This window comes from Candidatus Palauibacter scopulicola, assembly GCF_947581915.1.
GTDB lineage: Bacteria > Gemmatimonadota > Gemmatimonadetes > Palauibacterales > Palauibacteraceae > Palauibacter > Palauibacter scopulicola.
In genome coordinates, this window is the sequence record NZ_CANPWG010000014.1 from 46,274 (window position 1) to 69,504 (window position 23,231).

The 23,231-nt window shown below is 69.6% G+C and carries 21 protein-coding genes; 10 read left to right on the forward strand and 11 right to left on the reverse strand.

The features are described 5' to 3' along the window. Positions 1-1,158, forward strand: a complete 1,158-nt coding sequence (locus tag RN743_RS03120) for a hypothetical protein (RefSeq protein WP_310776168.1) — start codon at positions 1-3, stop codon at positions 1,156-1,158. Between the two features lie 5 nt (positions 1,159-1,163). Then, complete coding sequence (locus tag RN743_RS03125; protein ID WP_310776170.1) at positions 1,164-2,105, forward strand: DNA-formamidopyrimidine glycosylase family protein; 942 nt, start codon at positions 1,164-1,166, stop codon at positions 2,103-2,105. Positions 2,106-2,141: 36 nt separating this feature from the next. Here the strand turns inward: RN743_RS03125 and RN743_RS03130 are convergent, their stop codons facing one another. Beyond that, the gene (locus RN743_RS03130; protein WP_310776172.1) at positions 2,142-4,310 is read right to left on the reverse strand and encodes a dehydrogenase E1 component subunit alpha/beta; all 2,169 of its coding nucleotides are present in this window, start codon (positions 4,308-4,310) and stop codon (positions 2,142-2,144) included. 144 nt (positions 4,311-4,454) lie between these two features. After that, positions 4,455-5,084 (reverse strand): hypothetical protein, encoded by a 630-nt coding sequence (locus RN743_RS03135; RefSeq protein ID WP_310776174.1) that lies wholly within the window; start codon positions 5,082-5,084, stop codon positions 4,455-4,457. 173 nt (positions 5,085-5,257) lie between these two features. Here RN743_RS03135 and RN743_RS03140 point away from each other — a divergent pair, with 173 nt between their 5' ends. From RN743_RS03140 to RN743_RS03150, 3 genes are read left to right on the forward strand one after another with little or no spacing between them, the layout of a single operon-like run. After that, entirely contained in the window at positions 5,258-7,570 is a 2,313-nt protein-coding gene (locus RN743_RS03140; protein WP_310776176.1) for a DUF5916 domain-containing protein, read from the forward strand. 40 nt (positions 7,571-7,610) lie between these two features. Next, on the forward strand, positions 7,611-8,051 hold the full coding sequence (locus RN743_RS03145; RefSeq protein WP_310776178.1) for an arsenate reductase ArsC: 441 nt from the start codon (positions 7,611-7,613) through the stop codon (positions 8,049-8,051). Further along, entirely contained in the window at positions 8,048-8,773 is a 726-nt protein-coding gene (locus RN743_RS03150) for a molybdenum cofactor guanylyltransferase (protein WP_310776180.1), read from the forward strand. The genes RN743_RS03145 and RN743_RS03150 overlap by 4 nt, the downstream gene beginning before the upstream one ends. Here RN743_RS03150 and RN743_RS03155 read toward each other — a convergent pair. Genes RN743_RS03155 through RN743_RS03190 form a run of 8 tightly spaced genes read right to left on the reverse strand, consistent with a single transcriptional unit; the run spans position 8,770 to position 17,118 of the window. Beyond that, positions 8,770-9,981, reverse strand: a complete 1,212-nt coding sequence (locus RN743_RS03155; protein ID WP_310776182.1) for a hypothetical protein — start codon at positions 9,979-9,981, stop codon at positions 8,770-8,772. The genes RN743_RS03150 and RN743_RS03155 overlap by 4 nt on opposite strands. Before the next feature lie 10 nt (positions 9,982-9,991). Beyond that, positions 9,992-10,795: a tryptophan 2,3-dioxygenase family protein gene (locus RN743_RS03160; protein ID WP_310776184.1), complete on the reverse strand. Its 804-nt coding sequence runs from the start codon at positions 10,793-10,795 to the stop codon at positions 9,992-9,994. A 44-nt stretch (positions 10,796-10,839) separates the two neighbouring features. Further along, complete coding sequence (locus tag RN743_RS03165) at positions 10,840-13,161, reverse strand: bifunctional salicylyl-CoA 5-hydroxylase/oxidoreductase (protein WP_310776320.1); 2,322 nt, start codon at positions 13,159-13,161, stop codon at positions 10,840-10,842. Next, the gene (locus RN743_RS03170; protein ID WP_310776186.1) at positions 13,158-14,318 is read right to left on the reverse strand and encodes an acyl-CoA dehydrogenase family protein; all 1,161 of its coding nucleotides are present in this window, start codon (positions 14,316-14,318) and stop codon (positions 13,158-13,160) included. Before RN743_RS03170 ends, RN743_RS03165 begins: the two co-directional genes overlap by 4 nt. After that, the gene (locus tag RN743_RS03175; protein ID WP_310776188.1) at positions 14,315-15,115 is read right to left on the reverse strand and encodes an enoyl-CoA hydratase family protein; all 801 of its coding nucleotides are present in this window, start codon (positions 15,113-15,115) and stop codon (positions 14,315-14,317) included. Before RN743_RS03175 ends, RN743_RS03170 begins: the two co-directional genes overlap by 4 nt. Before the next feature lie 31 nt (positions 15,116-15,146). Next, on the reverse strand, positions 15,147-15,554 hold the full coding sequence (locus RN743_RS03180) for a RidA family protein (protein ID WP_310776190.1): 408 nt from the start codon (positions 15,552-15,554) through the stop codon (positions 15,147-15,149). Then, complete coding sequence (locus RN743_RS03185; protein ID WP_310776192.1) at positions 15,551-16,333, reverse strand: SDR family NAD(P)-dependent oxidoreductase; 783 nt, start codon at positions 16,331-16,333, stop codon at positions 15,551-15,553. The genes RN743_RS03180 and RN743_RS03185 overlap by 4 nt, the downstream gene beginning before the upstream one ends. After that, the gene (locus tag RN743_RS03190; protein WP_310776195.1) at positions 16,330-17,118 is read right to left on the reverse strand and encodes a creatininase family protein; all 789 of its coding nucleotides are present in this window, start codon (positions 17,116-17,118) and stop codon (positions 16,330-16,332) included. Before RN743_RS03190 ends, RN743_RS03185 begins: the two co-directional genes overlap by 4 nt. Positions 17,119-17,246: 128 nt before the next feature. Between RN743_RS03190 and RN743_RS03195 the strand changes: the two genes are divergently transcribed. After that, positions 17,247-18,860 (forward strand): benzoate-CoA ligase family protein, encoded by a 1,614-nt coding sequence (locus RN743_RS03195; RefSeq protein WP_310776197.1) that lies wholly within the window; start codon positions 17,247-17,249, stop codon positions 18,858-18,860. Positions 18,861-18,873: 13 nt separating this feature from the next. On the opposite strand, the gene RN743_RS03200 is transcribed toward RN743_RS03195, so the two are convergent. Then, positions 18,874-20,121: a DUF1015 family protein gene (locus tag RN743_RS03200; RefSeq protein WP_310776199.1), complete on the reverse strand. Its 1,248-nt coding sequence runs from the start codon at positions 20,119-20,121 to the stop codon at positions 18,874-18,876. Positions 20,122-20,399: 278 nt separating this feature from the next. Here RN743_RS03200 and RN743_RS03205 point away from each other — a divergent pair, with 278 nt between their 5' ends. The 4 genes from RN743_RS03205 to RN743_RS03220 all read left to right on the forward strand — a co-directional run bounded on the left by RN743_RS03205 (position 20,400) and on the right by RN743_RS03220 (position 23,180). Further along, entirely contained in the window at positions 20,400-20,912 is a 513-nt protein-coding gene (locus RN743_RS03205; RefSeq protein WP_310776201.1) for a hypothetical protein, read from the forward strand. 15 nt (positions 20,913-20,927) lie between these two features. Then, positions 20,928-21,704, forward strand: a complete 777-nt coding sequence (locus RN743_RS03210; RefSeq protein WP_310776203.1) for a DUF6065 family protein — start codon at positions 20,928-20,930, stop codon at positions 21,702-21,704. 151 nt (positions 21,705-21,855) lie between these two features. Beyond that, positions 21,856-22,068, forward strand: a complete 213-nt coding sequence (locus tag RN743_RS03215; protein WP_310776205.1) for a cold shock domain-containing protein — start codon at positions 21,856-21,858, stop codon at positions 22,066-22,068. Between the two features lie 191 nt (positions 22,069-22,259). After that, the gene (locus RN743_RS03220) at positions 22,260-23,180 is read left to right on the forward strand and encodes a hypothetical protein (protein ID WP_310776207.1); all 921 of its coding nucleotides are present in this window, start codon (positions 22,260-22,262) and stop codon (positions 23,178-23,180) included. Positions 23,181-23,231 lie beyond the last annotated feature (51 nt).

A 23,231-nucleotide genomic window follows, 5' to 3' on the forward strand; every position in this document is an offset into this window, starting at 1 on the left:
ATGCGGAACCGGTGTCCGCGCGGCCTGTCGGCGCCGCGCATCATGAGCCTCGGCCTCCTGCTGTTGCCGCACCCGCTCTCGTCGCGCGAGCCCGCGCCGCATGTTCAGACGCCGGACACCCCCGCCGCGCAGGAACACGCCCACGGAGCCTCGATGCCCGCCGGCGACCCGGGCCCGCCGCGCCTGCCTGCCGCGAGCCCGCTCATCGACGTGCGGGTGCCCGCGGGCGAGCGCGAGTTCGAGATCGTCGTCGGCCCCGTGTCGCTGCCGGCCGGCGGTCCGCACCTCCGGCCCCCGGTGCAACTCGCGGAGCTGCCCGTCGCCGGCTGGATGCACGGCTTCTCGTGGCGGATGAGGGACCGCGCGGGCAACCCGCTCCCCGACCGCCTTCTCCATCACGTCAACGTCATCGACCCCGACAGCCGCGAACTCTTCTCCGCCGTCCCGCGCCGCATTCTCGCCGCGGGCCGCGAGACGAAGAACGAGTTGCTGCCGGGCGTGCTGGGCGTTCCCCTCGCGCCGGGCGGCCGGGTCCTCGTGAGCGCGATGTTCGCCCCGCTCCCCGACGCGTCGCACGAGGAAGCCTTCCTGCACATCCGGCTTCCGTATACGCCGTTCGATGATCCGGGCCTCGTCGAGCCCGTGGACGTGTATCCGTTCTATCTCGACGTGATGGGCCCGGTCGGCGAGAAGGAGTTTCCGCTTCCGCCCGGGACTCACGGCAGGAGCTGGGAGGGCAGCCCCGCCGTGGACGGGCGGATCCTCGCCGTCGGTGGGCACCTGCACGACTACGGGGACTGGATTCGGCTCGAGGATGTCACGGCGGGCAGGGTGATCTGGGAGACGGGGCCCGAGGTGGACGGCGAAGGCCGCACCGTCGGCGTGCCCACGAGCCGGCTCTGGTGGCGGGGGGGCGTGCGGATCCGGAGAGACCACGTCTACCGCATCTCCGTCCAGTACTCGAACCCGCTGCGTCACCCGGCGCCGGACGGTGGGATGGGCGCCATCGGCGGCATCATCATCGCGGCGGCCGAGGACTGGCCGGAGTTCAGCCGCGAGCACCCGGACTACGTCCAGGATCTTCGCAACACCCTCGAGAAACCGAACGAGTCCGCCCACGCCCGCGGCCATGCATCCGGCTCGGAAGGCGGCGGCTAATCGCAGTGCCCGAACTGCCCGACATCACGGTGTACCTGGAAGGGCTGGAGACGCGCGTCCTCGGGCGCACGCTGGAGCGGGTGCGGCTCGGCAGTCCCTTCCTGCTCCGGAGCGTCGATCCGCCCCTGACCGAGGCGCACGGCCGCCGGGTCGTGGCCCTCCGTCGGCTGGGGAAGCGAATCGCGATCGGACTCGCGCTCCCGGAGGACCGGGAGGACGAACCGGAGCTGTGGCTCGTCCTCCACCTCATGATCGCGGGCCGGCTCCGGTGGCGGGATCCCGGCGTGAAGATTCCGCGGCGACTCGGTCTCGCCGCCTTCGACTTCGCCGAGGGGAGCCTCCTGCTCACGGAGGCAGGGACGAAGAAACGGGCGTCGCTCCACGTCGTGAAGGGCGCCGAGGCGCTCGCCCGGCACGACCCCGGCGGCATCGATCCCCTCACCGCGGACCCGGCCGCCTTCCGCGAGACGCTCACGGCCCGCAACCACACGCTCAAGCGCGCGCTCACGGATCCGCGGCTCTTCTCGGGCATCGGCAACGCGTATTCGGACGAGATCCTGCACCGCGCGAAGCTGTCGCCGATCAAGTGGACGAGCCGGCTCGGCGACGAGGAGATCGACCGGCTCCAGGACGCCGTGCGCCAAACGCTCGCGCGGTGGACGCGCCGGCTGCGGGACGAGTTGGCGGGGGAGTTTCCGGAGAAGGTGACCGCATTCCACGCCGGGATGGCGGTGCACGGAAAATACGGAGAGCCGTGTCCGGACTGCGCGGCGCCGGTGCAGCGGATCCGGTACGCGGACAACGAGACGAACTACTGCGCCGCCTGCCAGACCGGCGGAAAGGTGGTCGCGGACCGGGCCCTCTCCCGGCTGCTGGGAAAGGACTGGCCCCGCAGCCTGGAAGCGCTCGAGGCGTTGCGGTCAGGAGGCGAGTCTACTGCCGAGTGACGCCGGCCGCCGCCACGCGACGCCGGCCCCCGCCGACTACCAGGTGGCGAGTTCCACGATCGCTTCGGCGATGTCGTCGACCTGCGGCAGAGACGCGTTCTCGAGCGAGGGCGCGTAGCCGATGAAGGTGTCCGTCGAGGTGACCCGGCGGATCGGCGCGTCGAGCCACTCGAACAGTTCGTCGGCCAGACGGGCCGAGATCTCGGCCCCGTAGCCCCAGGACTTGGCGTCCTCGTAGGCCACGAGCACACGGTTCGTCTTCATCACGGAGCGGCGGATGGCGTCCATGTCGACCGGGTTCAGCGACCGCAGGTCGATGAGGTCCGCGCCCACCGGCTCTCCGGCGCGGTCCAGCTTCGCGAGCGCCTTGCGCGTGCGCTCCACCATTGCGCCGTAGGTGACGATCGTGAGATCGTCGCCCTCCGTGACGAGGGCGGCCTTGCCGAAGGGGATCATGTACTCGGGACCCGGATAGACGCCCTTGTTGTACGTCTGCCGGTACAGGTGCTTGTGCTCGAGGAAGAGCACCGGATCGTCGCACCGGATCGCGGTCCGCAGGAGCCCGTTCGCGTCCACCGCGTTCGAGGGGCAGATCACGTGCATGCCGGGCGTGTGCGTGAAGAGCGAGGCGCCCGTCTGCGAATGGTACATCGCGCCGCCCGAGATGTAGCCCCCGTAGGTGGTCCGAATGACGAGCGGGCACTTCCAGCGTCCCGCGGAGCGCCAGCGGAAGGTCGCGACCTCGTTCCGGAACTGGTGGTAGGCTGGCCAGATGTAGTCGAAGAACTGGACCTCGGCGACCGGCTTCAGCCCGCGCACGGCGAGACCCACGGCGCGTCCGACGATGTTCGCCTCGGCGAGGGGCGCGTTGTACACCCGCAGCGACCCGAACTCGCGCTGCAGGCCGTACGTCACCTTGAAGACGCCGCCCTTGCCCTTGACCTCATCGAGGATCTCCTCGCGGCTCGCGTCCGCCACGTCCTGCCCGAACACCACGATCTGCGGATCGCGCCGCATCTCGTCGCGGAGGCAGGCGTTGAGCAGGTCGACCATCGTCTTCGGATTCCCCTCGGGGTCGGGCCGTGCCTCCGTCTCGAAGGCGTTCGACGCGGGGTCGACGTCGGGCGAGTACACGTGCGTGTAGACGGTTGCCGGGTCCGGTTGCGGGCGGGCCATGGCGCGGTCCGCCGCGTCGGCGACTTCGGCCCTGATCTCCGCCTTGAGCGATTCGAGTGCGCCGGCCTCGATCACGCCTTCCCGAACGAGGTAGTCGGCGAAGGTGGCGAGCGGGTCGCGCTCGGATTCGACTTCCCGTTCGCTTTCGGACTTGTAGAGCCGCTCATCGTCGGACATCGAGTGGCTGTAGGGCCGGGTGACATGTGCGTGAACGAGCGCCGGACCGTGGCCGGACCGCACGTATCGCGCGGCGCGCCGCATGACGACGTAGCTCTCGAGCGGGTCCGTCCCGTCGACCTCCTCGATGTGGAGGTTCGGGTAGTTCCGCACGAGACTCGAGATGCTGCCCCCCGCCGTGTTGACCTCGACGGGCACGGAGATCGCGTAGCCGTTGTCCTCCACGAGGAAGAGGATGGGAAGCTGCAGGTTGGAGGCGGTGTTGAGCGCCTCCCAGAACTCTCCTTCCGAGGTCGTGCCGTCCCCCGTGCACACGAGCACGATCTCATCCGCTTCCACGTTGGGGGCGACCGCATCGAGTCCGTCGAGGCCGGCGGCCCGGGCGCGGGCGATGCCCTCCGCGCACCCCACTGCCTGGTTGAACTGCGTGCCCGTCGGGCTCGAAGGCGTGACGAGGTGCAGGTCAGGAGAACCGAAGTGCGCCGGCATCTGCCGTCCGCCGGTCGATGGATCCTCCTCCGCGCCGACCGCGCCGAGGAACATCTCGTACGGAGTCATGCCGAGTTCGAGACAGAGCGCGCGGTCGCGGTAGTAGGTGAAGAACCAGTCGTGGCCTGCTCTGAGGGCGCGTCCCGCCGCGACGAGGAGCGCTTCGTGCCCGGCGCCGGAGATCTGGAAGAAGATGCGGTTCTGCCGCTTCATCGCGATTTCGCGGTCGTCGATCGTCCTCGACGTGTACATCGTGCGATACATCGCGAGGAGGTCCTCGGCCTGGAGATCCCGCCATTCGGGGCGGGCCAGGGCGCTGAGCGCGCGCTCCAGATCGTCGGTCTGGTCGATAGGGGTTGCCATGTATGTCCAGCTGATCAGGAAGAGATTCGAGTGCCGGGTCTCCGGGCTCCGGAGACTCGCCACGACTCCGCCTTCGCCTTCCGCAACCGCCCCGCCCGAACCGCGACGAAGACCCGGCGGGGAATCTAATCGTCCCTCCCCGGTCTAGAAACCGACCTTCCGAAAGCGGCGCAGCCGGGGGAGGATCGAAGCGGCGTGGTCCGCGATCGGGTCTCCCTCCCCACTCTCGGGCATGAGCAGGCTCAGCGCGTGCAGCATCGCGACGGCGTAGTCGGAGAATGCCCGGTAGGGCGGCGCGTGGCGAAACCCCCACGCCCCCGGCGGAAGCAGGAGGAGCCAGCGCAGGTCGCCCGCCAGCTGGGTCAGGTCCCCTTCATCCAGCGCCAGCTTCGGTTCGCCCATGGCCAGCCGCGTCAGCGCGCCCATGAAGAGGGCCGACGCCTCCGGCGAGAGGAGCTCGAGGTCGGGGTAGCGCGCCAGCACCCGCGCCGCGAACGAGGGTTCTTCGCCCGTCGAGGCTCCCGCCTTGGTCTCAAGGCCCTCGGGCGCGGCAAGTCGCTCGGCGATGGTCGTCGGCTCTCCGTCGCCCAGGATCAGCCATTCGAGGCGAAGGGGAGGGAAGGCGCGCTTCAGCGCCGCCAGGAATTCGGCCCGCGGCCCCGCCCTCGAGGACCCACCGGCCTCCCGCTCGTAGTTCGAGAGCGTGCCGAGGCTCACGCGGGCGTGCTCGGGCAACTCCGCGTTCACGCGGCCGCGGAAGTCGCGTAGCGACAAGCCCTGAAGATCTTTACGGAAGAATCGCAGTCTCGATTGAACGGTGTCCATATATCTGAACATTAGGATTGACGGTTCCACGTTGCAACCGCGCGGAGCCGGTACGTGTTACCTTCCTCGACTTGGCGCGCGCAGGTCCATCCTTCACGGTGTTCCTCAAAGGTGTCCGTCATATGAGCTTCCGAAGAAACCACGGTCTCACCGCTTTCCGCGCCGACGCTGGATTTGGGCGCGGGGTGCTGAGCTTCGGGGTCGCCTGTCTCATCGCCCTCTTCCTGCCGGCGGCGGAGTTGCGCGCGCAGGACGGTCCGGCGCAGGGCGGATCGGAAGAGGCGCCGCCCCTTCCGATCGAGGGTCTTGCGGTCCGTACGGCGGAGGCGCCGGCCATCGACGGAGTCCTGGACGATGCGGCCTGGAACGGGGCCCCGGTGATGACGGACTTCATCCAGCGCGAACCGTTTGACGGGCAGCCGGCGTCCGAACGCACCGAAGTGCGCATGGTGTTCGACGACGAGGCGATCTACGTCGGGGTCTGGGCTCTCGACGGGGACCCGGCGGCGATCATCCCCGGGGACCGGATCCGGGACGCCGAGGTCTCCGAGGCCGACCACGTGCTGCTCGCGTTCGATACCTACCACGACTTCCAGAACGCGTTCGTGTTCGGGACGACGCCGGCGGGCATCGAGTACGATGGACAGGTCGCCAACGAAGGCCGCGGCGGCGGCTTCTTCCTGGGGGGCGGCTTCAACACCCAGCGGCGGATGCAGTCGGGCGCCGGCGGAGGCTTCAACAAGAACTGGGACGGCTCCTGGAACGTCGCGACGAGCCGCGACGGCGAGGGCTGGTACGCCGAGTTCCGGATTCCCTTCAACACGCTCCGTTACGGGACCGATCCGACCTGGGGCTTCAACGTCGCCCGTCAGATCCGGCGCCGGAACGAGGAATCCTTCTGGTCCGCGGTCCCCCGCGAGTTCAACCTCTACCGGCTCAACTACGCGGGGAACCTGACGGGGCTCGAGCTTCCATTCCGGCGTCTCGGCTCGGTCACGCCGTACATGCTCGGTGCGACGGCGCGGGACTACGCGGGCGGGCAGACGGCGTTCGACCAGGACTACGATTTCGGCGGCGAGGCCAAGCTCCAGCTTACGCGTGGAATGACGCTCGACGCGACGTACAACACGGACTTCGCGCAGGTGGAGGTCGACGACCAGCAGGTCAACCTGACGCGCTTCAGCCTGCTATTCCCGGAAAAACGCCCCTTCTTCCTCGAGAACGCGGGTTTCTTCGCAGTCGGCGGTGGCGGGGCGGATCTCTTCTTCAGCCGCCGAATCGGCATCGCCAACGGACGGCAGGTCCCGATCACCGGCGGCGCCCGCGTCTCCGGGCGCGCGGCCGGGTTCAACGTCGGGATGCTCCACATCGGGACGGACGGGATCGAGGGCGTCCAGGGGGCGAACGCGTACTCGGTCGCCCGCGTGGCCCGTGAACTGCCGAACCGGTCGCGGATCGGCGGGGCCTTCATCAACCGCGACGGGAGCGCGTCCGGCGACTACAACCGGACCTACGCGGTGGATGGACAGCTGGGACTGGGGGAGGCGTGGACGTTGACGGCGTGGGGGGCGAGGACGGCGACTCCCGGCCTGACGGACGCGGACGGGGCGTTCGACGCGACCTTCGGTCTCACGACCCGCAAGTGGCGGGGGAACCTCCAGTATCAGCACTTCGGCGAGAACTTCAACCCCGAAGTGGGCTTCCTGCGGCGGACGGGCCACAAGTACTACCAGCTCTTCCTCATGTACAACATCCATCCGGAGGAGACCTTCCGCGAGATCCGCCCGCACATCTCCTACTTCACCTTCCGGAGCGACAAGACGGGGGTGACGCGGGGGTTCGAGGAGTCGGCCCGGCTCCACATCGACAACCACTGGGAGTTCAACGACGGGATGGAGGCCCACACCGGCATGAACTGGAACCGGGAGGGGCTGTACGAGCCGTTCCCGATGCCCGGAACGGACATCATCGTGCCCGCGGGGACCTACGACGGGTGGGAGACGCAGCTCCGTTTCTGGACGAACGAATCGGCGAAGGTCTCCTTCCGCAGCGGGGCGAACATCGGCCAGTTCCTGTCGGGTTCGCGCCGCAGCCTGAACGGGACGTTGACCGTGCGGCCGGGCTCCTCGTTCAGTACGTCGCTGCGGCTCGACTACAACAATGTGACGTTGGAGGAAGGGGATTTCGTCGCCACGCTGGCCGGGGTGAACCTCGGCTACTTCTTCACGCCGCGGATCTACCTGCAGTCGCTCGTTCAGTACTCGACCCAGCTCGACACCTTCTCCGCCAACGTGCGGTTCGGATGGCTCAACACGGCGGGGACCGGCCTGTTCATCGTCTACAACGACATCCAGGGGATCCAGGATCTGCACGGGCCGCAGGGCCGCTCGCTGATCGTCAAGTTCAGCCGGCAGTTCAACGTCCTCGGGGGCTAGGGCCACGGCGCCGAATCCGGGCCGGGCCGGCGGAGAACCCGTGGGCCCGCGGCTCCTCTTCGTCTGCGTGGAGAACTCCTGCCGGAGCCAGATGGCGGAGGCCTTCGCCCGCATGCTGGCGGGTGACGGTGTACAGGCGTCGAGCGGGGGCTCCCGGCCTTCGGGCGTCGTGAACCCGCGGGCGATCGAATCCATGGCGGAGGTGGGCTACGATCTCGGCGGCCACCGGTCGGAGGGGTTGGACGACGTGCCGCCCGGGCCGTTCGATGCGGTCGTCACCATGGGGTGCGGCGACGCGTGTCCGCATGTGTCCGCGCGGCGGCGGGAGGACTGGGAGGTGAAGGACCCGAAGGACCTGCCCCCGGAGGAGTTCCGCGCGGTCCGGGATGACATTCGCCGGCGCGTGGCCGCATTGCTGGCGGATCTCGGCGTGGCACCCGGGGCGACGGCGGTGGGGCCCGGACGGCCTCCCGCGGCGTGAGCGGGCCGCACCGGTCGCTCGTGATCGTGGCCGGCGGGCGTTCTCGCCGACTCGGCCGCGACAAGCCGCTGGTCGAGATCGGCGGCCGTACCGTGCTGTCACGGATCCTGGAAGCCACGTCGCAGTTCAAGGACACCGTCCTGGCGGTGCGCGAAGTTCCGCCCTTCCGGCGCGCGCTCGCCGGGGAAGGCTGGGAGTCCGTCGCCGAAACCGCGGGCCCGCCCGGCTCGGCCACGTTCCGCAGCCCGGAGGGCCGCGGTCTCCTTGTTGTGCCCGACCCGGTACCCGACCTGGGTCCCCTCGCCGGCTTCGCCTCGGGGCTGGACGCGGCACGGGGCGCGATCTGCGTTGTGCTGGCGGGCGACCTCCCCTTCGTCACGCCGGATCTCGTCGACCGCCTGAGCGGCGAACTCGCGAGCGATGCGGAGGCGGACGCCGTCGTGCCGAACGCGCGCGGCCGGGCTCAGCCCCTGTGCGCCGCCTATCGGCGGGAGGTCGGCCGGCTGGCCGCCCGGCTCGTGGCGCGCGCCGCCGCGTCCGGCGCCCCGTCCCCCTCGATGATGGGCTTCCTCGAGCGGTTGCGAGTGCGAACCGTCACGGCCGAACAGACCGCCGGCATCGGCGATCTCGAGACGATGGTGCGCGGCGTGGACAGCCGGGCCGACCTCGAGTGGGCCGTGCGGCGCGCCGCCCGATCCGACCAGGCCGGGACACGACGCTAGAACCCGGCCGCCACCTCTCCGAGGGCGGCGACCGCGTCGTCCAGTTGCCGGTCGCTGAGGTAGGGGGCCGGGCCCAGCCGCAGCAGGTCGTCGCGGTAGTCCGTCGCCACGCCGCGAGCCGCGAGCGCCTCGTGGAAGTCGCGTGCCCGCGGCGTCCGGAGCGCGAGGAAGCCGCCCACCGCATCGGGCGGCGTCTCCCGGTCGCGGTCCACGAGTGCCGGGTCCGCGTCGAGCCCGTCGAACCCTCGCGTGAGACGGTCCATCTGGTGCCGGCTCACCGCACGCAGGAACTCCGGCGCGAGTCCCCGCTCCCGGAAGAAGTCGAACACCTCGGCGGCGCGGTAGTGGCTCGTCGGATCGTACGTGCTGCCCGCGAACCGTTCCGCTCCCGCTCCGTACGGCACCCGCGCGGCGTCCTCCGCCCCGTGCAGCGCCGAGAACTCGGCGAACCAACCCGTGACGGCGGGGCGCAGCCGGCAGTCCGGAGGTACGCGCAGGAAGCAGTTCCCCTCGCCGAGCTGGCAGTACTTGTACCCGCCCCCCACCACGAACGCGCCTTCGAGCCCCAGCTTCGAGAGATCGAAGGGGATCGCGTTCAGCGCGTGATAGGCGTCCACGAGCAGGTGGCACCCCACCTGTTCGCAGCGGTCCGCAACGCGGTCCAGCCCGCCGACGATACGGGCGTCACGGAAGAGGACGGCGGAAACGAGCACGCCCGCCGTCTCGTCGTCCGTGGCGAGACCGAGTCGCTCGGAGAGCGAGTCGATCGGGTCCACGGGCACGCGGACGATGGCCAGCCCCTCCTCCTCCAGGCGGTCGAGCTGGCGCCGGATGGAGTGGAACTCCCCCGCCGTCGTCACGATCCGGGGCCGCGCGCGCAGGTCGAGGGCGGAGAGAAAGCGCACCACGAGTTCGTGCGTGTTGGAGCCCAGCGCGACGTCCCCTTCGTCGGGGCGCCCCGGGCGTCCGAGGAGTTCGGCGTACCCGGCGCGGACCCGGTTCCCGCGGGCGAACGCCTCCTCCCACTTCCCGTCCACCAGGCGGGCGGCGTCTTCCCATGCCCGGAGCTGTCCCGCGAAGCCGCAGTCGGGCCACGCCTGGTGCGAATGGCCCGTGAGAAGCAGCCGCTCCGCGACCCGGAAGCGGGAGTAGTACGGGGCGAGCGCGTTCGGCTCCCGGTACAGGTCCTCCGGCGCGAAACGCGTCACGGGAAGCTCGTCACAGGTCGGTGCGGATCGCCCACAGGTCGGGAAACACGGGGCGGTTCAGCGACTTCCTGAGGTAGGCGGCGCCCCCCGTCTGGCCGGTCCCGGGCCGCGCTCCGATCGTGCGCTCCACCATCTTCACATGCCGGTAGCGCCATTCCTGGAGGCCCTCGTCGAGATCCACGAACCGCTCGCACAGCTGGACGAGTTGCGGATCCTCCCGGTACAGCCGGATGAGCGCGTCCCGCACGCCCGCGGACGGCTCGGTCGGTGCCGTGACGTCCCGCTCCAGGTCCTCCGCCGGGATCGCGTACCCGTGCGCGTGGAGGAACCGGAGGAAGGCGGCCCACAGCGACGGTTCCGCGTAGCGGGCGTCGAGCCGCCGGCGCGCGTCGCTTCCTTCCGGATATCGATCGAAGACGTTCGTCCGCTTGTGGCCGAGGATGAATTCGAGCTCGCGGAACTGGTACGACTGCAGGCCGCTCGCCTCCTCCAGCCGTTGCCGAAAGGCGAGGAACTCCAGCGGTCGCATCGTCTCCAGGATGTCCAGCTGGGCGACCTGCACCTTCAGGATCGTGAGGATGCGCTGCATCGTGTGCAGGAGCCGCGGCATGTCGTCGGCACCCATCCGGTCGCGCGCGAACTCGAGTTCGTGCAGAAGCTGCTTGAACCACAGCTCGTACACCTGGTGGATGATGATGAACAGCATCTCATCGTGCTCGGGGCTCCCGCCCTCGCCCGACTGCTCCTCCTGGAGAGACAGCAGCTCGTCGAGGTGCAGGTATCCGGCATAGGTCAGGTATTTTCCGTGCGCCATCGATCTCCCTCCGGCGGCCCGCGTGCGGTGCCCGGGACGCGACCCTAGTACCCCCACTCGAATCTCGGCGTGTAGCCGTCCAGCGACGAATACTGCGGCGGCCACGGGATCGGCGCCCCCGAAGCATAGGCGGCGTGCCGGGTCCAGTATGGGTCCCAGAGGTGGGCACGGGCGAGACAGCAGAGGTCCGCGCGGCCCGCCGCGAGGATCGTGTTCACGTCCATGAACGAGGAGATGTTGCCCACGGCCATGGTCGCGATCCCCACTTCGTGCCGGATGCGATCCGAGAAGGGGGTCTGGTACTGGCGGCCGTAGACCGGCTCCTGCCAGGGGACGGTCTGTCCCGCCGAGACATCGATGATGTCCACGCCCGCCTCCTTCAGGCGGTGCGCGACCTCGACGGCCCCGTCCGCGGTCATCCCGCCCTCCGCCCAGTCCACGGCGGAGATCCGGACCGAGATCGGCTTCTCGGGCGGCCACGCGGATCGCACCGCCGCGAGGACCTCGAGCGGGAAACGAAGCCGCCCGTCCACGTCTCCTCCGTACTCGTCCTCACGGAGGTTCGTGAGAGGGGAGATGAAGCTGGCCAGCAGGTAGCCGTGCGCGAAGTGGATCTCCAGCAGGTCGAACCCGGCCTCCTCCGACATTTTCGCTGCGCGGCGGAACTCGGCGGTCACCCGATCCATGTCCCGCCGCGTCATCTCGCGCGGCACCGGGCTGTGTTCGAACCAGGGCACGGGGGAGGCGGCCATGATCGGCCAGCCGCCCTCATCGAGAGGTTCGTTGTCGCCCTCCCAGGACAGGTGGGTGGACGCCTTCCGGCCCGCGTGGCCGAGCTGCAGCCCGATCGCCGCGTCCGAATGGCGGTGCACGAAGTCGACAATCCGCTTCCAGGCGCCCACATGCACGGGAGCGTACATTCCCGTGCAGCCCAACGAGATGCGGCCCTCCCGGCTCACGTCCGTCATCTCCGACATCACGAGTCCGGCTCCCCCGATCGCCCGGCTGCCCAGATTCACGAGGTGCCAGTCGTCCGGCGTCCCGCCCTCCGCGGAGTACTGGCACATGGCCGAGACGACGACCCGGTTCTTCAGTTCAAGCTCCCGGAGCCGGAATGGGGCGAGGAGGGGGGGAGGGGCCGGGCCGCGCCCGACGCCCGCGGGGGGAGCGCCTGCGGTCGCCGCCGCTGTGTCGGCCGCCACTGCGTCCGCCGCCGCCCGCTCCGCGAACCAGCGGTCGACGCGCGCGGTGAACTCCGGGTCGCGCAGGGCGAGGTTGGAGTGGGTGATGCGGAGGCTGCGCGTGATGAGGTTGAAGGCGAACTGCAGGGGTTCCGTCTCCAGGAAACGCTCGGTGCCCTCGAACCATTCGAGACTCGCCTGCGCCGCCCTCTGCGCGCTCTCGACCTCCGGCCGGCGGGCCGTCTCGTAGGCCTCCAGCGCGGGCGCCACATCGAGATCGTGGGCGAGCAGCGACTCGTGAAGGGAAATCGCGTCGATCATCGCCAGCCGGGTGCCGGACCCGATGGAGAAGTGGGCCGAGTGCGCGGCGTCGCCGACGAGCACGATGTGGCCGTGGCGCCACGATCGGTTCCGGACGGTCGGGAAGCCCCGCCAGATCGAGCGGTTCGCGACGAGGCGATGGGAATCGAGTTCCTCACGAAACGTGTCCTCGAGGAAAGCGACGGTCTCCTCCTCGGAGGCGGCGTCCATCCCGGCGGCGCGCCACGTCGCCTCGGTCGCCTCGACGATGAAGGTGGAGACGGGATCGCCGCCGACGCTGTCGGGCCTGTACTGATACGCGTGTACGCGCCACAGGCCGTGTTCGGTCTCCCGGAAATGGAAGGTGAAGGCGGGGAAGGGCTTCGTCGTGCCGAGCCACACGAACCGGTTCGGACGGAGATCGACGAGGGGGCCGAAGGCGGCGGCGTATCGGTCCCGCATGCGGCTGTTCACTCCATCGGCGGCGAGCACGAGATCGGCGCCGGCGTACGCTTCCTCCGACTCGACTTCCACGCCGCACTGAAGATCGACGCCGAGTTCGCGCGCCCGCGACTCCAGGATCTCGAGGAGGGCGGTGCGGGCGAGGCCGCTGAACCCGTGTCCGGTCGACGTGAGCCGGTGGCCCAGGTAGTGGATGTCGATGTCGTCCCAGTGGTGGAAGGACCGCACGATCGCCTCGTAACTGTCGCGGTCCGCGGCGGCGAGTTCCTCCAGCGTGGCGTCGGAGAACACGACGCCGAAGCCGTAGGTGTCGCCGGGGCGGTTGCGTTCGAGGACGATGACATCGTGCGCCGGATCCGCGCGCTTCATCAGGATCGCGAAGTACAGGCCGGCCGGCCCGCCTCCGACGCAGACGATCCTCAGAGGTCGCTCTCGCCGCGCGCGGCGTCGAGCAGATGACGCGCGATGATGAGACGCTGGATCTCGGTGGCGCCCTCGTAGATGCGGAGCGCTCTCACGGAGCGGTAGAGCCGGTCGACCGGGTGGTCCGCCAGTACGCCGCGTCCGCCGAGGATCTGCACGGCGTCGTCCACCACGCCCTGCGCGATCTCGGTCGCGAAGGACTTTGCCATGGCGGCTTCGAGGTCGGTGCGGTCCGCGCCGCCGTCGCGCTCCCAGGCCGCTCGATACACGAGGAGCCGGGCGGCGGTCAGGTCGGTGCCCATCCGTCCCACCTTCTCCTGCGTGATCTGGAAATCGGCGAGCGCCCGTCCGAACTGCCGGCGCGAGAGGGCGTGGTGGAGCGCTTCGTGCAGCGCGCGGCCCGCCATTCCGCAGGCCGCGGCGCCGACGGTGGGGCGCAGGCGATCGAGCGTGGCGAGCCCGAGCTTGTACCCTTCGCCCTCGCCTCCGACGCGGGCCGCGGCCGGAAGCCGGCAGTCTTCGAGCGCGATCTCGCCCAGCGGGTGGGGGTCGGCCATCACGAGCGGCCGCACGAAGCGGAATCCCTTCGTGTCGGCGGGGAGGAGGAAGGCGGAGATCCCGGCAACCCCCTCGGCCGGGTCGGTGACCGCGAACAGGAGATAGAAGTCCGCGATCCCCGCGTTCGAGATGAAGGTCTTCACGCCGTTGAGGACGTAGTCGTTCCCGTCGCGGACGGCGGTCGAGCGCATGGCGGCCACGTCGGACCCCGCCTCCGGCTCGCTCATCGCGAAGGCCGCCACGGCTCGCCCGCGGATGGCGCGGTCGAGCCACAGGCGGCGCTGCCTCTCGTCGCCGGCCAGCGCGATGGGGGTCGAGCCCAGCGCCTGGAGGGCGAACATCGCGTCCGCGAGCGGTGAGTAGAAAGCCAGCGTCTCCCGCGTCACGGAACAGGCCCGGAAGTCCTGTCGGCCGATCGCCTTCAGCCAGCCGCCTCGCCCCAGGGATGCGCAGATCTCCCGCGCGTAGCGGCGGGCGAGATCATCATCGTCCCGATGCGCGTGTTCCGCGAACTCCGACGCCGCGTAGCGCCCGAGCCCCTCCCCGAGTTCGAGGTGCCGCGGTTCGAGAAAGGCGCGGACGGGATGGAGGTCGATCACGAGAACACCGCGGCCCGCTTCTCGACGAAGGCGCGGAAGCCCTCGCGGAAGTTCGGGTCCTCCATGCAGGCGGCCTGCAGGCGGGCCTCTTCGGCGAGCGCGTCGACCAACGTCATGTGTGCCTCCCTCTCCAGAGCGCGCTTGGTGACGGACAGCGCGGAGGTGGGTCCCGCCGCCAGCCGCGCCGCCCACTCCGTCCCCGCGGCGAGCGCCTCGCCATCGGGGACGACCCGATTGTACAGTCCGATACGGAGCGCCTCCCGTGCGTCGAGGAAATCGCCCGTCATCAGAAGCTCCGTCGCACGCCCGAGACCGATGATTCGCGGCAGGAGCCAAGCGATCCCCATGTCGGCGCCGGAGAGCCCGACCCGCGTGAACAGGTAGGCGATCTTCGCGGATTCGGTCGCGATCCGCACGTCGCAGGCGGTCGCGATCACGGCCCCGGCCCCCGCCACCGTGCCGTTCAGGGCGCCGACGATGGGCCTCTCGCACTCCTTCATGGCGACGATCAGGTCACACGTCATCCGCGTGAATTCGAGCAATTCCGGGGCGTCCATCTCGAGGAGCGGCCCGATGATGTCGCGCACATCCCCGCCCGTGCAGAAGGCGGCCCCGGCCCCCGTGATCACGACCGCACGGATCCCCGGTTCGCGGTCGAGCGCGCGGAAGGTGTTTCGGAGTTCGTCGTAGACCTCGAAGGTCAGCGCATTGCGCCGTTCCGGACGGTTCAGCGTGATCGTCGCGACGGATGTCGCCGCGTCGACCTCGTACAGGAATGAACTCGGATTCAGAGGCACGGCGCGCTTCCTTCCCGGCGGTGGTGCGGGGTCACGGCAGGACGGCGGTCGCTTCGATCTCGACCTGCGCGCCGGCATCGACGAGCCCGCTGACCTCGACGAGCGCCATGGCGGGATAGTGCCGGCCCAACCGGGCGCGCCACGCGGTCCCAAGCTCCGAACGGGCGTCCCGGTAGGCGGCGAGATCCGTCACGTAGATGGTCATCCGTCCGATGTGCGAGGGCTCTCCGCCCGCCGCCCGCACCACCGCCAGCACGCGGTCGAGCGCGAGCGCGAACTGCGCGGCGAAGTCCGAAGTCTCGACGTGTCCGTCCGATCCGGTCGCGGTCTGCCCGGCCACGAACAGTACGCGCCCGCCGGAGGGGGCGAGGAGGCCGTGATTCCAGCCCCGCGGCTCGCCCAGCGCGGCCGGGTTCAGAACCTCGAACACATCGGTCACGGGAGAGCCGCCGTGGCGCCGCCGTCCAGCACGACGGTCTGACCGTTGATGCTCCGCGCTTCGTCTTCGCACAGGAACGCAATCGATGCCGCGACCTCCCCGGGGGCGATGAGTCGCCGCTGCGGCGTCGTCGCAAGGATCGCCTCGACGGCGTCCGTCTCCGCCATCTCCGTTCGCTTCACGATGTTCTCGATCGTGGCGTCCGTCATCGGCGTGTCGACGTAGCCGGGACAGACCGCGTTCACCGTGACCCCGGCTCCCGCTACCTCGGCCGCGGCGGAGCGCGTGAGTCCGAGCAGGGCGTGTTTCGATGCGGCGTAGGCGGCGATGTAGCGCGCCCCGCGCAGCGCGGCGACGGAGGCCACGTTCACGATCCGGCCCCAGCCGCGTTCCAGCATGCCGGGCAGCACGCCCTGCATTGCGAGAAGCGCGCCGGTCGCGTTGATGCGCCACAGCCGCTCCCACTCCTCCGGGGCGAGCTTCACGACGGCCGCGGAACTGGCCACGCCGGCATTGTTCACGAGGATGTCCACGGCGCCGAGCCGCTGCTCGGCCTCGCGGCACAGGTCCTCCACGTTCGCCGGATCCGACACGTCGCACGTCATCGCCCACGCCTCGCCTCCACCGTCCCGCAGCTCGGCCGCGACAGCCTCGATCTCCGGCGTGCTCCGCGCCGCCAGCACCAGCCGGACGCCTCGATCCGCCAGCGTCCGTGCCGTCGCGGCCCCGATGCCGCGCCCCCCGCCCGTGACAAGCGCGCCACGTCCGGCAAGACTCACTTCTTTTCCTCTCCCAGGGCTTCCCTCACTTCCTCTCCCAGGGCTTCCCTCACTGCCTCGGCGAGGATCTCGCCGAGCGTCTCAATGGTAGCACGTCCCTCTTCCGCCGTCGCCTGTGACGGATAGCCGAAATACGCCCGCGTCCCCCCCGCCTCCGCGAAATCTCCCAGCCCGGCCCGGATCGCGGCGGAGAGGGAGACGGGATTGTCGTCCAGTCCGCGCATGATCTCCTCGCGCACGCGGCCGGGATCGCGGGCGAGGAGGATCGAGCCCTCGTACCGCCCGGCGTGGCAGGCCCCGCTCCGGAACTCCTCGGTGAGCCGGCTCCCCCACGGCCGGCGCGTCAGATCGGGAAACACGACGCGAATGGAATCCCCCCCGCCGACCGCCGCCGCCGCGGCGTGAAGCGCCTCGAGGTTGGCGGGGTCGAAGTGGGCGTTCGCGATCGCCAGGGTGGCGATCCCGGCCCGGCGCAGGCTGGCGGCGATGTCGACGAGGAGGGCGGTGAACGTCGCGGCCCCGATATCGATCGTGCCGGGAAACCTCGCGGAGAACGCGGCGGGCGTGTACGGGAGGCCGTCGAGGAGCACGATCTCCAGACCCGCGGCCGAGAGTCGCCGCGCGCCGGCTTCCGCCATCGCTTCCGCGATGGTGACGTCGGTGTCGAGCGGCAGGTGGGGGCCGTGCGCTTCGGTCGCTCCCACGGGCAGGATCGCCACCGTTCGATCGAGGTCGAGGGCCCCGACTTCCTCCCAGGTGAGGTCCGAAAGCCTGTTCACAGTCATGGAGTCTCGCTACGCCGTGCCGGGGAGGGGCGCAAGTCCGGGCGGCTCGTGTCGGTTGTAGACCCGCCGGGCCGCGCATACCGTGCGAACCTCAGCCAGGACCGGACGACCCCCGCCGACGGAGCCCGATGCGAGACGCCGCGCCGCAGCCGATCTTCGATCCGCCCGAGCGCTTCAACATCGCCGAGTACTTCCTGGGCGACCGCATTCGGGAAGGGCGGGGCGGCCGCCGCGCGCTGCTCACGGACGGCGGCGAGGTCACCTACGCGGAAGTCGACGCGCTGGCGAACCGCTACGGCCACCTCCTGCGCAGCGCGGGCGTGCGGCCGGAGGAGCGGGTTCTCATCGCGCTCCCGGACGGACCGGACTTCGTCGGCGCCCTCTTCGGCACGCTGCGGATCGGCGCCGTGGGCGTCATGCTGAACCCGTTTCTCCGGCGCGACGAGATTTCCTACTTCTTTCGGTACACGCGCGGCGCCGTCCTTCTCGTGGATTCGGGCCGCGCGCCCTTCTTCCGCGAGGGGATCTCCGCGGCGCCGGCATCCGCGGCGGCTCATGAAGCCGGCATCCCCTGGGACGAGACGCCCTCCGCTCCGCGCGAGACCTTCGTCGTGGACGAGCCGGCCTTTGCGGAACGGCTTCGCGCCCAGCCCGCGACGCTGGAACCCTGCCCGACCCACCGGGACGATGCCGCCCTCTGGCTGTTCAGCGGGGGAACGACAGGACGCCCGAAGGGCGTCGTGCAGACGCACGCCTCGTTCGCGAACACGACGGAGAGCTACGGCAAGCGGGTGCTGGGCCTCACGGAAGACGACATCACCCTCTCCGTCCCCAAGCTGTTCTTCGGCTACGCCACAGGGTCCAACCTCTTCTTCCCCTTCGCGGTCGGTGCGACCGCAGCCCTCTTCCCGGAGCGCTGCACTCCGGACGTCCTGTTCGAGAGGATCGCACGATTCCGCCCCACGGTGCTCGTCAACGTCCCCACCATGATCCGGCACATGGTGGCGCACCCGGACGCCGCCGCCAGCGATCTGTCGAGCCTTCGTCTCGCGACCTCGGCGGGTGAGGCGCTCCCGCCCGAACTTCACCGGCGCTGGCGCGACCGCTGGGGGGTGACGCTCCTGGACGGCCTGGGGACCGCGGAGATGTGGCACATCTTCCTCAGCAACCGTCCGGACGAGGTACATCCGGGAACGCTGGGGCGTGCGGTCCCCGGTTTCGAGGTGCGGGTCTGCGACGACGAGGGCCGCGAGCTGCCGGACGGTGAAGTGGGTTGGCTGTGGGTGCGCGGAGGATCGCGCGCGCTGGGGTACTGGCAGCGGGCCGGGGCGACGGCGGAGGCCTTCCGGGGGGAATGGTACGTGTCGGGCGACATGATCGTCCGCGATGAACGCGGGGTGTTCCGCTACTGCGGTCGTGGCGACGACATGCTCAAGGTCAAGGGAAAGTGGCTCTCCCCCGGGGAGGTGGAGGATTGTCTGCTGCAACACCCCGCCGTCGCGGAGGCGGCCGTCGTCGGCGTGCCGACTCCCGAGGGTCTTCTGGAGCCGGTCGCCTGGATCGTTCCGACGAAACCGGCTGCCGCAAGAGTCGGCGAGCTGGCGCCGGAACTCAGGGAATTCGTCGGTTCGCGGCTGTCCTCGTACAAGACGCCGGCCGCCGTTCACGTCGCGGCGGATCTGCCCCGGACGCACCTCGGAAAGGTCGACCGCGCCGCACTCCGCGATCGATCCCGGACCTGAACCCCGCGGCGTTCTAGTCCCCTTCGAGGAACGCCATGACGAGTCCGCTCCGGATCTTGGGCTCGAACCAGGTCGACTTGGGAGGCATCATCCGGCGCTGCCGACAGACCGCGACAAACTGATCCATCGTCACGGCGGGCAGCGTGACGGCCAGATCCGCTCGACCCCCGTCCACCTCGGACGCGAGCCATGCGGCGTCCTTGTTGGCGCCGACGAAGGTGAGCCGCTCGTCGGCCGCATCCGGGATGCCCAGATCCGCGAAGAGCGTCCGCTGCACGATGTCGTGGTCGATGGAGGCGGCGGCGTCTGCCTCGTCGTAGACGCCGGCCCGCGGCGAGGCGCGCCGCCAACCTCCGTCCGCCGTGTACACGCCGATCACGTGCGTCGCGTCCGGCTGAAGGGGCTCGTCCCCGGCGGCCGAAACCTCGAAGGAGCGCTCCAGCGCCGCGTCGACGGCGGTCGCATCGCGTTCGCCGGGCAGGCGGACCAGCCGGTTGTACGGGGAAATGCCCATGCGATCCGCCGGAAAGAACACCGCGAGGAAGGACTCGTACCCCAGCATCGCGGCGGCCGCGCTCCGGTGGTTGCCGTCGGCCACGTACGCCTCGGGCTCCGCGGCGAACAGTCGCTGGAGGCGCGCGATGGCCCCCGGTTCCGCGACGAGCCAGATGCGGTGGATCGTGTCTCCCGCCCCCCCGGTCTCGAAGTCGGGGCCGGTTCCGTCGGCGTGGCGCTCGAGCGCCGCCGCGAACGCCCCGGACGCGTCCGGCACCGCGTTGTTCACGGTCCCGATGATGGCGCCCGTCGCTTCGATGAGTCGGGCGCGCCCCCTCGCCTTGGGCGGGCGGACCCCTTCGTTCCTGATGATCGGCCCGGCCGGCGTGTCTTCCGTCCGGATCTCGTTCGTGCGGGCCAGCCCGCCCAGGCCGATCTGCCGCACACCCGGGCGCCGCGGGTCCACGATCTCGTAGAGGTACAGGATCCGCTTCGCCTCGCGGGTGAAGCGCGAGGCGCTCAGCCGCTGGAAGTTGCGGTGCGCGAGCTCCAGCGACGCCTCCGAATCGCCGGGGAGAATCGAGGTCGGGCTGTCGACGGCGCAGTGCGCCATCGTGACGCCGAGGACAGAGTCGGGCGCACGCCGGATGGCCTCCCAGATCTCCGTATCCCCTTGGAATTCGTCGTAGTTCCGGGCCGAGACGTGGCGGGCGGCCTCGGAGTCGACGGGGACGAGCGCGCGCGGGACGGGACGTATCGTAAGCATGACGTGATGACGTGGGGGGTTCGGGTTTGGCGTGAGCGTCGGTTCGGCGACAACCCTGCCGAGCCGGACCACGCGGCGCAACGTCGGGCCCGCGGCGCGCGCGCACGCGCGGGGTTGCCGGTTTCCCCTCCCGACGGTTTCATAAGGGGCGACGGAGCAGGTGCGCCGAGTTCGGAGGCATGCCGCGGGCGGTCCGCGGGCCATCGGCCGCCACGAAAGTTGGGGGTACGATGGGACCCTTCAAGGGCCGCGTCGGGGCGCGAGGCATCGGGAGGGCGATGACCGTCGCTGCCTTGGCGGTCGCCGTTACCGGGTGCGAGAGCGACAACAATCCGTACGGACCCGCATACCGAACCGTCCATCACACCATCATCGGCGCGTACCGGCCGCTCGAACTGCTCAGGCGCCAGGTGCCGCACCTTCCCGACGACTTCCTGCCCCTCCCCCCCGGGTCCGATGTCCGCCTCGTCTTCGGTTCGATCCAGAACCTGAGTTCACGGCTCACGTTGACCGGATTCGGGCCGGGCGGTACGACCTTCGACACCCGGCTCTACGGTTCGTGGGAGTACGACGTCGGTGCGCGGAGGATCACGATGAAGATTGACCCGAGCGCGACGACCGACGGGTTCGAGACCGTGCTCCAGGTCACGCTTCTCGACCGCTGGGTCCGCATCCAGGGCGTCGCGGAGATCGGCGGCCGGCTCGTGCCTCTGGATCTCGGCAAGTCGCTCGTTGAAGCTGCCGAAGGCGGCGGCGGAGGCGGGCCGGCGAACCGGGTCTCGGCGCGGTAGGAGGTACGGCTCCCCGTGGCGAAGAAGGCAAAGGCGCGGCCGCAGTCCGCGCGCGGCATCGAACTGACGGCCTTCCGGGTCGCGGAGACCGCCCTCGATATCGTGACGGGCGACCAGCGCCGCGAGTGGATGGACGAGACGCCCGATCGCTTCGCCTACCGCTGTCTGCCGCTCCTCATCGCGAATCAGGCCGGCTGGGATCTGCTCTGCCCCACGACGTTCTGGCTTCGCTGGGACGGCGAGGTCGCGCTGGACTCCATCCGTTTTCGCTGGGAGGACGAGCCGCACCCCGCCATCGCGAGCCACTTCGGGAGCGGAGTCTTGACGTTCACGCCCGGCTATCTGTTCCGCACCACGAAGGGACACAACCTCTGGGCGCGAGGCTGCCCCAACCTTCCGAAGGACGGCATCGTCCCGCTCGACGGGATCATCGAGACGGACTGGGCCCCGTTCTCGTTCACGATGAACTGGAAGGTCACCCGGCCCAAGCACTGGATCCGCTTCGACGAGGGCGAGCCGATCTGCCGGATCGTCCCCATTCCGCGGCACTATCTCGAGAACGTGCGCCCCCGCACGCGGGAGCTGTGGGACGACAAGCTCGTCGCGAACCAGTACACGGCGTGGAACGAGTCCCGGGCCCAGTTCATCGACGACCTCCACGCCCAGGACGAGGAAGCGGTGCAACAGGGCTGGCAGCGGACCTATATTCGCGGCCAGAACATGCGCGGCACGCGGATGCAGGACCACCAGACGAAACTCCGGCTTCGCGATTTCCTGTCCTTGAGGAAATAGACGCGTCCCGCCCGGCGCATGGACAACCGCAAATTTCCCGTGTATTCTGGGCTCCGGAAAATGCGAACCGGATCAGGTTCGCCGGTATCGTGGTCGGCATGTGCGGCAAGCCCGTACTCTCGGCGACACCCATACCTTCAGGAGCACGGGCATGCGCAGAAGCGGCACAGTCAAGTGGTTCAACGATCAGAAGGGCTTCGGGTTCATCGCGCTCGATGATGGATCCGCCGAGGTCTTCGTTCACCACACGGCGATCCAGGCGGATGGCTTTCGGAGCCTGGCGGAAGGCGAGAAGGTCGAACTCGATGTCGTCGACGGGCCGAAAGGCCCCAAAGCCGAGAACGTGGTCAAGCAGGCCTTTTGATCGGCCGGTAGATCGCGCGTCGCGTAGAGAGACAGGCAGGAAGGGGGCGTCCGGGACGGGATGCCCCCTTTTTTGATGGCCCTGCGTTTGTTTTGTAGCCTTCCGCGACCCGCTCTCACTAGCGGTCTCGCGCCTGTTTGTGCAACTTGAACGTGTCACCGTCGCCTCACTTCCAGCGCCGGGAGGGAATCATGGAGATCGACCGAAGAAAGTTCCTCGCATCGGTTGGTGCCGGGGCCCTCGCCGTCATGACGCCCGAGGACAAGGCGGAGGCCCTGGAGCACTACATGTGCGACCTCCTCGATGGCGACGATCCGGGTCACGTCCACGACCATCATCACCACCACGGTCCGGTTCCGCGGACCGAAGACCTCGACCCGCGGCTCCTCGACGACAACGAGTTGCTGGCGGAGGCCGCGGAGGCCGAAGCCGAATTCGCGGACGAACACGACCACGACGATCACGACCACGACGATCACGAGGCGGAACAGGAGGTCAGGCCCCCGCGCGGAACCGGCAACCTGTTCAGGCCCACCGACGAGGTTGTCGAACCCCTCCCGGCGAATCCCACGCTGGAGGATTTCTTCCGCAAGCGGTTCTGGCCCGCACGGCATGTCCTGCAGAGCGCGACTCACGCGTTAAATGACGGGCAGCCCGAGTTGAACGTCCTCGCCGGCCTGCTCCATGACACGGTGCAGAACCTGATCAAGGTGGACCATGGCTGGTGGGGCGCGCAGCTCTACGAACCGTATGTTCCGGAGTACGTGAGCTGGGGGATCCGGTATCACGGCGCGTTGCGTTTCTATCCGGACGAGGAGTACGGATACGAATACCCCGAGTTGTACAACCGGATCTTCGGCGAGGACTACGTCCCGCCGGACTACATCAAGCAGGCGGCGGAGTATGCGACGGGTCATCCGCTGTACGTTTCGGCCCGCATGATCTGCGTCAACGACACGTATGCCTTCCAGGATGGCATGGAAGTCTCGCTGGATCCGTTCATCGACATCATCGGGCGTCACTTCAAGCAGCCAAAGGAGGGTCTCGGGTACGACAACAGTCCGGTCGCACACATGTGGAGGTCCATCGAGATGCCCTGGGCTCCGCTCTAGCAGCTGCGGGGCTGCCGGGGCATCTCCGGACGTTCCGCGGGCCAACGGCTC

Coding starts and splice junctions, on each gene's coding strand:
- RN743_RS03120 (WP_310776168.1), top strand. CDS start 1: ATGCGGAACCGGTGTCCGCGCGGCCTGTCGGCGCCGCGCATCATGAGC.
- RN743_RS03130 (WP_310776172.1), bottom strand. CDS start 4,310: ATGGCAACCCCTATCGACCAGACCGACGATCTGGAGCGCGCGCTCAGC.
- RN743_RS03140 (WP_310776176.1), top strand. CDS start 5,258: ATGAGCTTCCGAAGAAACCACGGTCTCACCGCTTTCCGCGCCGACGCT.
- RN743_RS03160 (WP_310776184.1), bottom strand. CDS start 10,795: ATGGCGCACGGAAAATACCTGACCTATGCCGGATACCTGCACCTCGAC.
- RN743_RS03190 (WP_310776195.1), bottom strand. CDS start 17,118: ATGACTGTGAACAGGCTTTCGGACCTCACCTGGGAGGAAGTCGGGGCC.
- RN743_RS03195 (WP_310776197.1), top strand. CDS start 17,247: ATGCGAGACGCCGCGCCGCAGCCGATCTTCGATCCGCCCGAGCGCTTC.
- RN743_RS03200 (WP_310776199.1), bottom strand. CDS start 20,121: ATGCTTACGATACGTCCCGTCCCGCGCGCGCTCGTCCCCGTCGACTCC.
- RN743_RS03205 (WP_310776201.1), top strand. CDS start 20,400: ATGACCGTCGCTGCCTTGGCGGTCGCCGTTACCGGGTGCGAGAGCGAC.
- RN743_RS03215 (WP_310776205.1), top strand. CDS start 21,856: ATGCGCAGAAGCGGCACAGTCAAGTGGTTCAACGATCAGAAGGGCTTC.
- RN743_RS03220 (WP_310776207.1), top strand. CDS start 22,260: ATGGAGATCGACCGAAGAAAGTTCCTCGCATCGGTTGGTGCCGGGGCC.